Source organism: Streptomyces sp. NPDC008137 (genome assembly GCF_042957035.1).
Taxonomy (GTDB): Bacteria; Actinomycetota; Actinomycetes; order Streptomycetales; family Streptomycetaceae; genus Streptomyces.
Genome location: NZ_JBIBHN010000001.1, coordinates 504,977 through 517,409 on the forward strand (window position 1 = coordinate 504,977; position 12,433 = coordinate 517,409).

The following is a 12,433-nucleotide window of genomic DNA, read 5'->3' on the forward strand; positions in this document are numbered from 1 at the left end:
TTCGCGCATGTCCGGGATCCCGAGGTGCTCCTACCTTCTCGAGCGATCATGCATGCGACGCTCCTACCTTGTCTCCGGCCTCTTCGGTCTCCTTCTCCGTCTCCTTCGCCGGCCCTGGTTCGCCCTCGCTCAGGCCGAAGCGCTCGTGGAAGCGGCGCAGCGGGCGCGGGGCCCACCAGGTGGCGCGGCCCGTGAGGCGCATGACCGCGGGGACCAGGAGGCTGCGGACGATCATCGCGTCCATCAGGACCGCCAGCGCGATGCCCAGGCCGAGCATCTTGGTGTTGGTCACCCGGGAGGTGCCGATGGCGACCATGACCACGGCCAGGATGACCGCCGCCGCGGTGATCAGCCCACCCGTGCGCGCCAGGCCGTGCCGGACGGCCTGGTCGTGGTCGCCGGTGTGGTCGTACTCCTCCTTGATGCGGGAGAGCAGGAAAACCCCGTAATCCATGGAGAGGCCGAAGGCCACACAGAACATCAGAACCGGGAGCGTCGTCTCTATGGAACCGGGACTGGTGAAGCCGAGCAGGCCGGACAGGTGGCCGTCCTGGAAGACCCAGACGACCGCGCCGAACATGGCCGTCAGACTGAGCGCGTTGAGCACGACAGCCTGGATCGGTATCAGCACGCTGCCCGTGAGGAGGAAGACCAGGAGCAGGGTGACGATGGTGATGAAGACGGCCGCGAGCGGCAGGCGCTCCCCTATGGCACCCTTGGAGTCGACCAGGACGGCCGCCGTGCCGGTCACCTGGGTGTCGAAGGGGGCCTTGAGCTCGCGCACTTCTCCGACCAGGCGCTGGGCCGGATCGTCGACGGCCTCGCCCTTCGGCAGCACCGTGAAGTAGGCCGAGTCGCCCTTCACCAGCGGCCCGTCGACCCGCTGCACATCGGGCAGTTCGGCGATCCGCTCCTTGTAGGCGCCGTACTGCGCCTCGGTCGCGCGGCCCTGGGCGAGCACTTCGAGGCCGCCGTCGGGGCTGCCGGGGAAGCCGTCCCGGATGTGCTCCTGCACGACATGGGACTCGGAGGTCGCAGGCAGCTGACGGTCGTCGGCGGTGCCGAACTTCACACCCAGGAAGGGCAGTCCGAGCAGGACGAGGACGGCTGTGGTGCCCAGGGCGAAGAACGGGGCGCGGCGCATGACGAGCGTCGCCGTACGCGCCCATGTTCTGCCCTCTTCCCCGGCAGGCTTCGGCCGGTGTCCGCGCCGGAACACGCGGCGCAGGTCCAGGGCGTTGACCCGGTGCCCGAGCAGCATGAGCGCCGCCGGAAGCAGGATCAGGGCCGCCGCCGCGGCCAGCAGCACCACGGCGATCCCGGCATAGGCGAAGGACCGCAGGAAGTACTGCGGGAAGACCAGCATGGCGGCCAGGGACACCGCGACCGTGAGGGCGGAGAACAGCACGGTGCGGCCGGCGGTGCGCAGGGTGGTGCCGATCGCCGTCAAGGGCTCGGCGCCCGTGGACAGTTCCTCGCGGTAGCGGCGGACGATGAACAGCGCGTAGTCGATGGCGAGGCCGAGGCCGAGGGCCGTGGTGAGGTTGATCGCGAACACGGACACGTCGGTGAGCTCGGTCAGGCCGCGCAGGATCGCGTTGGTCCCGAGGATGGCGACGATGCCGATGCCGAGCGGCAGCAGGGCCGCGACCGCGCTGCCGAAAACCATCACCAGCAGCACGAGTGTCACCGGCAGGGCGATGAGCTCGGCGCGGGTCAGGTCCTCCTGGATGATCGTCTGCATCTCGTGCCGCACGGCGACCGGGCCGCCGACGGTGACCTCCACCGGGCCGTGCACCCCTCGGTAGTGGGGCGCGATGCGCTCCAGGGTCTCGGCGGCGGCCTTCTCGTCGCCGGTGATGCGGGCGGCTATCAGCGCCTCGTGACCGTCCTCGGCGCGCAGCGCCGGGGTGCCGGACTGCCAGTAGGAGCCGACGCCGGTGATGCCCCGCTCGCCCGCCAGGCGCTGGGTGAGGCGCTTGGCCTCGGCGGCTACGGCCGGATCGTCGACCGGGGCGTCGCCCGCGTCGAGCAGGAGCAGCAGGTTGGGCTGGGAGCCGGGGAACTCGCGCTCCAAGGCCTTGGTCGCACGGGTGGACTCTGCGGCCGGGTCCTCCCAGCCGCCGGCGCCGAGCCGGTCGGCGACGCCGCTGCCGGCCAGCACCGCGAGCGCGGTGATCACCAGTGCCACCAGCAAGGACAGTCTGGGCCTCGCGGTGACGAAGCGGGTCCAGCCGCCGACGCGTGGTGGTGTGTTGACTTCGGTCATCGTGCGGTGTCCCCTTCACCGTGACCCGTGTCCAGGCGCAGCCTGACAGCGCGGGGCTGCCATAGACTGGCAAACACGAGAGTTCGCTCGCATTCTTGCCAGACTCCAGAATGCGAGCGACCACTCGCGTTTGTCAATCGCGTGATGAGACCTGGGGATAACGCGTGCCCGAGAAGACCGAGAAACCCGCGACGGAGACGACGACAGCGACGGCCGAGGACCGGCCGCGCCGTCGCCAGGCCCGCGGCGAGCGCCGGATCACCCAGCTGCTCGAAGCCGCTGCCACGGTCTTCTCCACGACCGGCTACACGGCCGCCAGCACCAACGCGATCGCCCGAGAGGCAGGCGTGTCGCCGGGCACGCTGTACCAGTTCTTCCCGAACAAGGAAGCGATCGCGATCGAGCTGGGCGGGCGGCTCATGCACGAGATGCGGCAGTCGTACGACGAGATCCTCACCCCGATCGACCCCGCGGCCACCCCGATCGAGGAGGTGATCGCCGGGACCGTCGACCGCTTCATCGAGTTCAACTGCCGCCACCCGGCCTTCTTCGCGCTGATGCACGGCCCCGACATCCCGGGACGCATCGCCGAGGAGCACGACGCACTGCACACGACCCTGGTCGCCCGCGTCGAGACGATCATCGCCCCGTTCGTACCCGACGCGCCCGCCCCCGCCGTCACCCGCACCGCCCAGATGTGCGTCGCCATCTACATGGCCGGCCTGGAGCTGGTCCTGGCCCACGAGGGCGACGAGCGGGAGGCGTACATCCAGGAGCTGAAGGACGTCCTGCTGCGCTACCTGCGACCCCTGGCCGAGGGCGTCGTGTACTGATACCCCCTAGGGGTACAGTGGGGAAGTGTGCGGGGCCCCTCGTGGGTCCCCACAGCCCCACATGCCTCGACGAGGAGTAACGACATGACCGCCCAGACCGACACCACGGGCCCCGTCACCACCGTCTACAAGGTGAGCGGCATGAGCTGCGGACACTGCGAGGGCGCCGTCTCCGGCGAGATCTCCGGGATCTCCGGCGTCAGTTCGGTGACGGCCGTCGCCAAGACCGGCGAGGTCACCGTCGTCTCCGCGGCCCCGCTCGAGGACGAGGCCGTACGCGCCGCCGTCGACGAGGCCGGTTTCGAGCTGGCGGGCAAGGCCTGAGCCCGTACGAAACGCGACCCGCCAGGCCTGAGACGCTCCAGACCTGGAACTCGTACCGACGTACGGGCCGTACGGCCGCCGCCCCGGCCCGTACGGCCCGTTCCGCTTCCCGGGCGCCCCGCCACCTCCTGGAGTGAAGGACATGACCAGCACCACCGCCCAGGCGCCGCCGGACCGCGAGCCGGCGGCCGCCGAGGTCGAGCTGCTCATCGGCGGGATGACCTGCGCCTCCTGCGCGGCCCGCGTCGAGAAGAAGCTCAACCGCATGGACGGCGTCACGGCCACGGTGAACTACGCGACGGAGAAGGCCAGGATCAGCTACCCCGCGGGCATCGAGGTCGCCGATCTGATCGCCACCGTGGTGAAGACCGGGTACACCGCCGAGGAGCCCGCGCCCCCGCGCGAGGAGGAACCCGCCACCGAGGCGGACCCCGAGCTGTCGGCCCTGCGCCGCCGCCTCACCGTCTCGGTCGCGCTCGCCGTGCCCGTGGTCCTGCTCGCGATGGTCCCGGCCCTCCAGTTCGACAACTGGCAGTGGCTCTCGCTCACCCTCGCCGCGCCGGTCGTCGTCTGGGGCGGACTGCCCTTCCACCGGGCCGCCTGGACGAACGCCCGGCACGGCGCCGCCACCATGGACACTCTGGTCTGCCTCGGCACGCTGGCGGCGTTCGGCTGGTCCCTGTGGGCGCTGTTCCTCGGCGACGCGGGCACGCCGGGCATGCGGCACCCCTTCGAGCTCACGGTCTCGCGCGGCGACGGCGCCTCCCAGATCTATCTCGAGGTCGCCGCCGGCGTCACCGCCTTCATCCTGCTGGGCCGCTATCTGGAGGCCCGCTCCAAGCGCCGCGCCGGGGCCGCGCTCAGGGCGCTGATGGAACTGGGCGCCAAGGACGTGGCCGTCCTGCGGGACGGGCGCGAGGTGCGGATCCCCGCGGAGCGGCTGGCGGTCGGCGACCGGTTCGTCGTACGGCCGGGCGAGAAGATCGCCACCGACGGCACGGTGGTCGAGGGAGCCTCCGCCGTGGACGCCTCGATGCTGACCGGCGAGTCGGTGCCGGTGGACGTGACGGCCGGGGACACGGTCACCGGCGCCACGGTCAACGCGGGCGGCCGGCTGGTCGTCGAGGCCACCCGGGTCGGCGAGGACACCCGGCTCGCGCGAATGGCGAAGCTGGTGGAGGACGCGCAGAACGGCAAGGCCGAGGTGCAGCGGCTCGCCGACCGGATCTCCGGGGTCTTCGTGCCGGTGGTCCTGCTGATCGCCGTCGCCACGGCCGGGGCGTGGCTCGGGCTGACCGGCGACGGTGTCGCCGCCTTCACGGCGGCCGTCGCGGTGCTGATCATCGCCTGCCCGTGCGCGCTGGGCCTGGCCACGCCGACCGCGCTGATGGTCGGCACGGGCCGCGGCGCTCAGCTCGGCATTCTCATCAAGGGCCCGGAGGTCCTGGAGTCCACGCGCCGGATCGACACGGTCGTCCTGGACAAGACCGGCACGGTCACCACGGGCCGGATGACCCTCCAGGAGGTGTACGTCGCCGAGGGCGCCGACGAGAAGGAGGTGCTGCGGCTCGCGGGCGCCGTCGAGCACGCCTCCGAGCACCCCGTCGCGCGGGCGATCGCGCTGGGCGCCGAGGAGAGGGCCGGACGGCTCCCGGAGGTCGACGGGTTCCGGAGCGTCCCCGGGCGGGGCGTGCGCGGGCGCGTGGAGGGCCGTGAGGTCGCCGTGGGGCGGCTCTTCGACGACGTACCGCCGGAGCTGGCCCGCGCGCGGGACGAGGCCGAGCGGGCCGGTCGAACGGCCGTCCTGGCCGGCTGGGACGGGACGGCGCGGGCCGTGCTGGCCGTGGCGGACGCGGTCAAGGAGAGCAGCGCCGAGGCGGTGCGGGAGCTGCGCGCGCTGGGGCTCACGCCGGTGCTGCTGACCGGGGACAACCGGGCGGTGGCCGAGTCGGTGGCGAAGGCCGTGGGGATCGGCCAGGTGGTCGCGGAGGTCCTGCCCGAGGACAAGGTCGACGCCGTGCGGCGGCTGCGGGCCGAGGGGCGGGTCGTCGCCATGGTGGGCGACGGCGTCAACGACGCGGCCGCGCTCGCCACCGCCGATCTGGGCCTGGCCATGGGCACCGGCACGGACGCGGCGATCGAGGCGGGCGATCTGACGCTGGTGCGGGGCGACCTGCGGGTGGCCGCGGACGCGATCCGGCTGTCGCGCCGGACGCTGGCCACGATCAAGGGCAATCTCGTCTGGGCCTTCGGCTACAACGTGGCCGCGCTGCCGCTGGCCGCGGCGGGGCTGCTGAATCCGATGATCGCGGGGGCCGCGATGGCCTTCTCGTCGGTCTTCGTCGTCACGAACAGTCTGCGACTCCGGACATTCCGGTGAAGTCCCCTGAATTCGCCCTAAGTTCGCGGCGAACCTGATATGAGCCCCTCTGGAGTCCCGGGCCCGGCTCACATAAGCTCTTCACAAGGCGCACGCATCATCCTTACGCTTGCGTCCCGGGCGAGATATATCCGGGCTCTTGCGTAGCTAACGGACATACGCAAGAGACGCAGATCACAGTGATGTGAACGTAACCATCGAAGGGGTTCGAAGGTCTAAGTTGACGATGTCAGGGAGCGTCTTGGGGGGCGTGATCTGACATCTGGAGATGTCTTGGGGGACTTCTCCAGAGATGCGTTGCCGGGGCACGCACACCGGGAAGCTTTGAGCGGCCCTCCCGGACGTGCGCTGTCCCGGCAGATCGCACACAACAGAGGTACGACGAGTTTTGCTCGTTGTGCTCACAGCGATTCAGGCGCTGTCCTCACAGACGCCCGGCCGGATCCCGTGGGGGGAATCCGCACCGGGACTGGGAAGGCGCCCTGATCGTCGGCCCGTGGGGGGACCGGCGACAGGGCGCCTTCCTCATTTCGTACGACATTTCGCCGGACATCACGTACAGCATTCCGTCAGGGCATCACGGCGAGAGCCCCCGTATCCGCTGCCGGATACGGGGGCTCGGGCGGTACCGGGTCCCAGCGAGGCCTCAGCGGGCCTCGACGGGAACGAAGTCGCGCTCGACCACGCCCGTGTAGATCTGGCGCGGGCGGCCGATACGGGAGCCCGGCTCCTTGATCATCTCGTGCCACTGGGCGATCCAGCCCGGCAGCCGGCCGAGGGCGAACAGGACCGTGAACATCTCGGTCGGGAAGCCCATGGCCCGGTAGATCAGACCCGTGTAGAAGTCGACGTTCGGGTAGAGGCTGCGCGAGACGAAGTAGTCGTCGGAGAGCGCGTGCTCCTCCAGCTTCAGCGCGATGTCCAGCAGCTCGTCGGACTTGCCGAGGGCGGACAGCACGTCGTGCGCGGCGGCCTTGATGATCTTGGCGCGCGGGTCGAAGTTCTTGTAGACCCGGTGGCCGAAGCCCATCAGGCGGACGCCGTCCTCCTTGTTCTTCACCTTGCGGATGAAGGTGTCGACGTCGCCGCCGGAGTCGCGGATGCCCTCCAGCATCTCCAGCACCGACTGGTTGGCACCGCCGTGCAGCGGGCCCCACAGGGCGTTGATGCCGGCGGAGATCGAGGCGAACATGTTCGCCTGCGAGGAGCCGACCAGGCGGACCGTGGAGGTCGAACAGTTCTGCTCGTGGTCCGCGTGCAGGATGAGCAGTTTGTCGAGCGCCGAGACCACGGTCGGGTCGAGGTCGTACTCCTGCGCCGGGACCGAGAAGGTCATGCGGAGGAAGTTCTCGACGTAGCCGAGGTCGTTGCGCGGGTAGACGAACGGGTGACCGATCGACTTCTTGTACGCGTACGCCGCGATCGTCGGGAGCTTGGCGAGCAGGCGGGTCGTGGAGAGGTTCCGCTGGCGCTCGTCGAACGGGTTGTGGCTGTCCTGGTAGAACGTGGACAGCGCCGAGACGACCGAGGACAGCATGGCCATCGGGTGGGCGTCACGCGGGAAGCCCTTGTAGAAGTTCTTGACGTCCTCGTGCAGCAGGGTGTGCTGCGTGATGTCGTTCTGGAACGTCGAGAGCTCGTCGACGGTCGGCAGCTCGCCGTTGATCAGCAGGTAGGCGACCTCCAGGAAGGTGGAGCGCTCGGCCAGCTGCTCGATCGGGTACCCGCGGTACCGCAGGATGCCCGCTTCGCCGTCCAGGTAGGTAATGGCGGATTTGTACGCGGCGGTGTTGCCGTAACCGCTGTCCAATGTCACCAGACCCGTCTGGGCGCGGAGCTTCCCGATGTCGAAGCCCTTGTCCCCTACGGTGCTGCCGATCACCGGGTAGGTGTACTCGCCGTCGCCGTACCGCAGTACTACAGAGTTGTCGCTCACGTCTTCCCTCACCGACGTTGTGCCTCATCTTCGAGGTTGCCCTGACTGCTTCTACCATCCCCCACTTGGCTCAGGAGAGTGCACTCGGGGTCGACCATCGGGCCTATCGGCGGCACTGAGTGCCGTCAACTTGCTCATCCTGCCCCCTGTCTTCCCCATCCGGAAGCCTCTGTGACCTTCACGACTCATTTGATCGATCATTTTTTCGCGATCCGTGCGATCCGAGCCGGAAATCGAGTGCCGTGCACCGCCGGCCCGCCGACACCGTGCGCACCGCCTGGCCGATCGCCTTGCGCGAACCGACGAGGACGACCAGCTGTTTGGCCCGGGTGACCGCCGTGTAGAGCAGGTTGCGCTGGAGCATCATCCAGGCGCCCGTGGTGACCGGGATGACGACCGCCGGGTACTCGCTGCCCTGGGAGCGGTGGATCGTCACGGCGTACGCGTGCGCCAGCTCGTCCAGCTCGTCGAAGTCGTACGGAACCTCCTCGTCCTCGTCCGTCAGCACGGTCAGCCGCTGCTCGACCGGGTCGAGCGAGGTCACCACGCCCACGGTGCCGTTGAAGACGCCGTTCTCGCCCTTCTCGTAATTGTTGCGAATCTGGGTGACCTTGTCCCCGACGCGGAACACCCGCCCGCCGAACCTCTTCTCCGCCAGTTCGGGGCGGCCCGGGGTGATGGCCTGCTGGAGCAGGCCGTTCAGAGCGCCCGCGCCCGCCGGGCCCCGGTGCATGGGGGCGAGCACCTGAACGTCCCGGCGGGGGTCCAGCCCGAACCTGGCGGGGATGCGCCGTGCCGCCACGTCCACGGTGAGCCGCCCGGCCTCCTCCGTCTCGTCCTCGACGAAGAGGAAGAAGTCCTTCATGCCGTCGGTGACCGGATGTTGGCCGGCGTTGATCCGGTGGGCGTTCGTCACCACGCCCGACTGCTGCGCCTGGCGGAAGACCCGGGTCAGACGGACGGCCGGGATCGGTCCCCCGTCGGCGAGCAGATCCCGCAGCACCTCCCCCGCGCCGACGCTCGGCAGCTGGTCGACATCCCCCACGAAGAGCAGATGCGCCCCCGGCGGTACGGCCTTGACCAGCTTGTTGGCGAGCAGCAGGTCCAGCATGGACGCCTCGTCGACCACCACGAGGTCGGCGTCGAGCGGCCGGTCCCGGTCGTAGGCCGCGTCACCGCCGGGCTTCAGCTCCAGCAGGCGGTGGACCGTGGAGGCCTCGGCCCCGGTCAGCTCGGACAGGCGTTTGGCGGCCCGGCCGGTCGGCGCGGCGAGCACGACCTTCGCCTTCCTGGCGCGGGCCAGCTCCACGATCGAGCGGACCGTGAAGGACTTGCCGCAGCCGGGGCCGCCGGTGAGGACGGCGACCTTCTCGGTCAGCGCCAGCTTGACGGCGGCCTCCTGCTCGGGCGCGAGCTCGGTGCCGGTTCGGCCCTTGAGCCAGGTGAGGGCCTTGTCCCAGGCGACCGTACGGAAGCCCGGCATCCGGTCCTCCTCGGTGTGCAGGAGGCGCAGCAGCTGGGCGGAGAGGGAGAGTTCGGCGCGGTGGAAGGGCACGAGGTAGATGGCGGTGACGGGTTCACCGCCGTCGGGTCCCGGGACCTTCTCCCGTACGACGCCGGGCTCCTCGCCGTCCTCCGCCGGCTCGGCCAGCTCGGCCAGGCATTCGATGACCAGGCCCGTGTCGACCTGGAGCAGCTTGACCGCGTCCTTGATCAGCTGCTCCTCGGGGAGGAAGCAGTGGCCCTGGTCGGTGGACTGCGACAGCGCGTACTGCAGGCCCGCCTTGACGCGCTCCGGGCTGTCGTGCGGGATGCCGACGGACTGGGCGATCTTGTCGGCGGTGAGGAAACCGATGCCCCAGACGTCGGAGGCGAGGCGGTACGGCTGGTTCTTCACGACGGAGATGGAGGCGTCGCCGTACTTCTTGTAGATGCGCACGGCGATGGACGTGGACACCTCGACGGTCTGGAGGAAGAGCATGACCTCCTTGATGGCCTTCTGCTCCTCCCAGGCATCGGCGATCTTCTTGGTCCGCTTGGGGCCGAGGCCCGGGACCTCGATCAGCCGCTTGGGCTCCTCCTCGATGATCTGAAGGGTGTCCAGCCCGAAGTGCTGGGTGATCCGGTCGGCGAAGACCGGGCCGATTCCCTTGACCAAGCCCGAGCCGAGGTAGCGGCGAATGCCCTGCACGGTGGCCGGCAGGACGGTCGTGTAATTCTCGACGTGGAACTGCTTGCCGTACTGCTGGTGCGAACCCCAACGGCCCTCCATGCGCAGGGACTCGCCGACCTGCGCGCCGAGCAGCGCGCCGACGACCGTGAGCAGGTCGCCGCCGCCTCTGCCGGTGTCCACCCGGGCGACCGTGTAGCCGTTCTCCTCGTTGGCGTACGTGATGCGCTCGAGTACGCCTTCCAGCGTGGCCAGTCGCCGCTCGCCCTGATCGGTCATGGTGCGACCGTACCGCCCGGGTAGGACAACGCCCTCGGATAAAGCGACCGGTCAGTATGCGGCCGGGCTCTCACATTTCACGCTGAATTCACACGGCAGCTTGAAGCTTTACAGTTCAAGCATCAGTGTCGTCCCTTTTGAACTCCGCACCCGTGGGAGGATCCAGCCGGAATTCCGCCCCGCCCAGTGAATTCCCCCGGACCCGAACGACGGCGAGGAACGATGTCACCCCAGGCCCAGAGCGTCGCCCTGTGGATCATCTCCCTGGCCATCAACATCACGGCGGCGTGCGCGGGGATCGTGTGGGGCTGGGAGGCCTTCGCGAATCTCCTGATCCCCGCGTTCGGGTCGGTGGTGGGGGCTTCGCTGGTCAGCTACAGCTTGCGGCGGTGAGGTGGCCGTCCTTGAGGGCGGTGACGAAGGTGGTCCAGCCGGTCGCCGAGAAGGTGAGGGTGGGGCCGGGGGTGTTCTTGCTGTCCCGGACGGGGATGTCGGGGTGGCCGTGGGCGACTTCGAGGCATTCGCCTTGATCGCCGCCGCTGTAGCTGGACTTGTACCAACCGGTGAGGGTTCGCTCACTGGTGACCATTCGCGTGTTCCTCCGCTGCCGCCCTGACCAGGGACAGTGACTGCTGCTGCGACAACGAGTCACTCAGCGCCAGAGCGTAGGCGGTCTGACAGGCGCTCACCAGGGCGGGATCGTCCATCAAGTTCCCGGTCTGGAACCCCTCGACGTAGGCCACCGGGGCCGAGTCCTCGAATGTCATGAGCGTGAGCAGACTCTGCATGAGCGCGTGCGCCCCCACGCCATAGGGAAGGACATGCAAGCGCAGCCGTCCCGACTCGGCCATGTCCGCGATCCTGTGCAGCTGTTCCGCCATGACCTGCGGCCCACCCACACGGCGTCGAAGAACCGCCTCGTCGAGCAGCGTCCAGACCACGGGCTGCGCCGGTCCGTCGAGGACTCGGCGACGCCTCGTTCGGATGACAACGAGCTCGTCAAGTTCCTCGGGTGTGTGATTCGGCCGGTACGCACGGAAGAGAGCACGTGCGTAGTCGTCGGTCTGCAGCACCCCGGGGACCAGCGAGAGCGCGAACTGCTGGATCAGCAATGCCAGTTGCTCAAGCTCGGCCACGGCGGCGAAGTGATCGGTGTATTTCGACTCCAGATCCTCCAGCCACCGCGCGAAGAACCCGTCCGTCCCCAGCGCCCGGTCGATCCGCAGCGCGTCATCCGGTTTCGGCAGGCGCCTCCCTGCCTCGATGTGACTGATGAGCGTGGGTGAGCACACGACGTGGCCGCCCAGTTCCTCCTGGGTGAGGCCGGCTGCTGCCCGCCGTAGCCGCAGCTCCTCCCCGTACTTCTGACGCGGCGTTCGAAGTGCGCGGCGTCCGTCCATGCGGCCAACTCCTCTTCCTGACAAACGCGATGTCAAGCTCCGCCCCCTGGCAGCGTAGCCAGGGCCGACCCCACTCTGTGAGTGATTCAGCACAGAACGCAGTCACCGCAGGTGAGAAGGCAGGTCAGCCAGACATGACAGACCGCATCGCCCGGCTCCTTGAGCCGACCCCCCACCAGGTGCGCCCCTACCTGCTGGAGGAGGCCGCCGTATGACCAGCGGAGCGCAAGGGCGACTGCTGCCGTGGACGAGTCCTGAGGGCAGGCCTTGCTACCTCGTCGGCGATGGGACGGGCTACGTCTCCCGTCTCGCCGACGACATCGAGGACGTGCAGCTCGGTATGGCGGGCGATCTCCTCGGCCATGCCGACCAGCTCCTCGCGGAGCGGCGGGTGACGAGTGCGGAGCTGCACTACCTGGCCCGGCGGCTCACCGAGTCCCTGCGGGACGTCAAGCGGGTCGCGGAGAGCAGAGGGGCACGGCTCGGCCCGCGCGAAGGGCCATGACCTGGCAGGTGATCAGCTCAGTCGGCGGAGCCGGTCAGGAAGTCGGTGAGGAGTCGAGTACCGACCTCACATGACGATCGGTCGATACGCCAGGGCCTGATCGACCACCTCGCCGGCCGAAAGCTCACGCTCCGGCGGCCAGAAGATCAAGTCACCGACGTGACCAGTCGGGCACGCCAGTGACCTGTCGAGCCTGTCCAGCCATTGGGCCACCTCGTCGCCGGAGGCGCAGTCCGCCTCCATGATCCACTGTACGAGCGCGACCGCCTCCGCGCGGCTCATCCCTGCTGCACTCATTGGCCCCCTCCGTCGAATCACCCTGACGGGACACGCGATC

At 69.2% G+C, this 12,433-nt stretch carries 11 protein-coding genes; 5 read left to right on the forward strand and 6 right to left on the reverse strand.

Translation table 11 applies throughout. From position 1 onward, the window contains the following. Window positions 1-46: 46 nt before the first annotated feature. Window positions 47-2,269 carry an MMPL family transporter gene (locus ACFZBT_RS02190; RefSeq protein WP_391097657.1) on the reverse strand — a complete coding sequence of 741 codons (2,223 nt, stop codon included), beginning with the start codon at window positions 2,267-2,269 and terminating at the stop codon, window positions 47-49. Window positions 2,270-2,433: 164 nt separating this feature from the next. Between ACFZBT_RS02190 and ACFZBT_RS02195 the strand changes: the two genes are divergently transcribed. From ACFZBT_RS02195 to ACFZBT_RS02205, 3 genes are all read left to right on the forward strand, one after another. Further along, window positions 2,434-3,102 (forward strand): TetR family transcriptional regulator, encoded by a 669-nt coding sequence (locus tag ACFZBT_RS02195; protein WP_391097658.1) that lies wholly within the window; start codon window positions 2,434-2,436, stop codon window positions 3,100-3,102. 84 nt (window positions 3,103-3,186) lie between these two features. Then, window positions 3,187-3,426, forward strand: coding sequence for a cation transporter (locus ACFZBT_RS02200; protein ID WP_391097659.1), 240 nt, complete (start codon window positions 3,187-3,189; stop codon window positions 3,424-3,426). Between the two features lie 142 nt (window positions 3,427-3,568). Continuing rightward, entirely contained in the window at window positions 3,569-5,806 is a 2,238-nt protein-coding gene (locus ACFZBT_RS02205) for a heavy metal translocating P-type ATPase (protein ID WP_391097660.1), read from the forward strand. A 646-nt stretch (window positions 5,807-6,452) separates the two neighbouring features. Here the strand turns inward: ACFZBT_RS02205 and ACFZBT_RS02210 are convergent. Continuing rightward, window positions 6,453-7,742 (reverse strand): citrate synthase, encoded by a 1,290-nt coding sequence (locus ACFZBT_RS02210; RefSeq protein ID WP_391097661.1) that lies wholly within the window; start codon window positions 7,740-7,742, stop codon window positions 6,453-6,455. A 178-nt stretch (window positions 7,743-7,920) separates the two neighbouring features. Further along, window positions 7,921-10,191: an ATP-dependent RecD-like DNA helicase gene (locus ACFZBT_RS02215; protein ID WP_391097662.1), complete on the reverse strand. Its 2,271-nt coding sequence runs from the start codon at window positions 10,189-10,191 to the stop codon at window positions 7,921-7,923. A 222-nt stretch (window positions 10,192-10,413) separates the two neighbouring features. Here ACFZBT_RS02215 and ACFZBT_RS02220 point away from each other — a divergent pair, with 222 nt between their 5' ends. After that, the gene (locus ACFZBT_RS02220; protein WP_391097663.1) at window positions 10,414-10,584 is read left to right on the forward strand and encodes a hypothetical protein; all 171 of its coding nucleotides are present in this window, start codon (window positions 10,414-10,416) and stop codon (window positions 10,582-10,584) included. On the opposite strand, the gene ACFZBT_RS02225 is transcribed toward ACFZBT_RS02220, so the two are convergent. Beyond that, on the reverse strand, window positions 10,562-10,780 hold the full coding sequence (locus ACFZBT_RS02225; protein WP_391097664.1) for a DUF397 domain-containing protein: 219 nt from the start codon (window positions 10,778-10,780) through the stop codon (window positions 10,562-10,564). The genes ACFZBT_RS02220 and ACFZBT_RS02225 overlap by 23 nt on opposite strands. Next, window positions 10,767-11,591 (reverse strand): Scr1 family TA system antitoxin-like transcriptional regulator, encoded by an 825-nt coding sequence (locus ACFZBT_RS02230; protein WP_391097665.1) that lies wholly within the window; start codon window positions 11,589-11,591, stop codon window positions 10,767-10,769. Before ACFZBT_RS02230 ends, ACFZBT_RS02225 begins: the two co-directional genes overlap by 14 nt. Window positions 11,592-11,802: 211 nt before the next feature. Between ACFZBT_RS02230 and ACFZBT_RS02235 the strand changes: the two genes are divergently transcribed. Further along, the gene (locus ACFZBT_RS02235; protein WP_391097666.1) at window positions 11,803-12,096 is read left to right on the forward strand and encodes a hypothetical protein; all 294 of its coding nucleotides are present in this window, start codon (window positions 11,803-11,805) and stop codon (window positions 12,094-12,096) included. A gap of 66 nt (window positions 12,097-12,162) precedes the next feature. Here the strand turns inward: ACFZBT_RS02235 and ACFZBT_RS02240 are convergent, their stop codons facing one another. Then, window positions 12,163-12,378, reverse strand: coding sequence for an e9imm peptide (locus tag ACFZBT_RS02240; RefSeq protein ID WP_391097667.1), 216 nt, complete (start codon window positions 12,376-12,378; stop codon window positions 12,163-12,165). Between the last annotated feature and the right edge of the window lie 55 nt (window positions 12,379-12,433).

What these genes read in the sequence shown, in the direction of transcription:
- ACFZBT_RS02205 (WP_391097660.1), top strand. Translation starts at nt 3,569, where the DNA reads ATGACCAGCACCACCGCCCAGGCGCCGCCGGACCGCGAGCCGGCGGCC.
- ACFZBT_RS02225 (WP_391097664.1), bottom strand. Translation starts at nt 10,780, where the DNA reads ATGGTCACCAGTGAGCGAACCCTCACCGGTTGGTACAAGTCCAGCTAC.
- ACFZBT_RS02215 (WP_391097662.1), bottom strand. Translation starts at nt 10,191, where the DNA reads ATGACCGATCAGGGCGAGCGGCGACTGGCCACGCTGGAAGGCGTACTC.
- ACFZBT_RS02240 (WP_391097667.1), bottom strand. Translation starts at nt 12,378, where the DNA reads ATGAGCCGCGCGGAGGCGGTCGCGCTCGTACAGTGGATCATGGAGGCG.
- ACFZBT_RS02235 (WP_391097666.1), top strand. Translation starts at nt 11,803, where the DNA reads ATGACCAGCGGAGCGCAAGGGCGACTGCTGCCGTGGACGAGTCCTGAG.
- ACFZBT_RS02200 (WP_391097659.1), top strand. Translation starts at nt 3,187, where the DNA reads ATGACCGCCCAGACCGACACCACGGGCCCCGTCACCACCGTCTACAAG.
- ACFZBT_RS02190 (WP_391097657.1), bottom strand. Translation starts at nt 2,269, where the DNA reads ATGACCGAAGTCAACACACCACCACGCGTCGGCGGCTGGACCCGCTTC.
- ACFZBT_RS02230 (WP_391097665.1), bottom strand. Translation starts at nt 11,591, where the DNA reads ATGGACGGACGCCGCGCACTTCGAACGCCGCGTCAGAAGTACGGGGAG.
- ACFZBT_RS02220 (WP_391097663.1), top strand. Translation starts at nt 10,414, where the DNA reads ATGTCACCCCAGGCCCAGAGCGTCGCCCTGTGGATCATCTCCCTGGCC.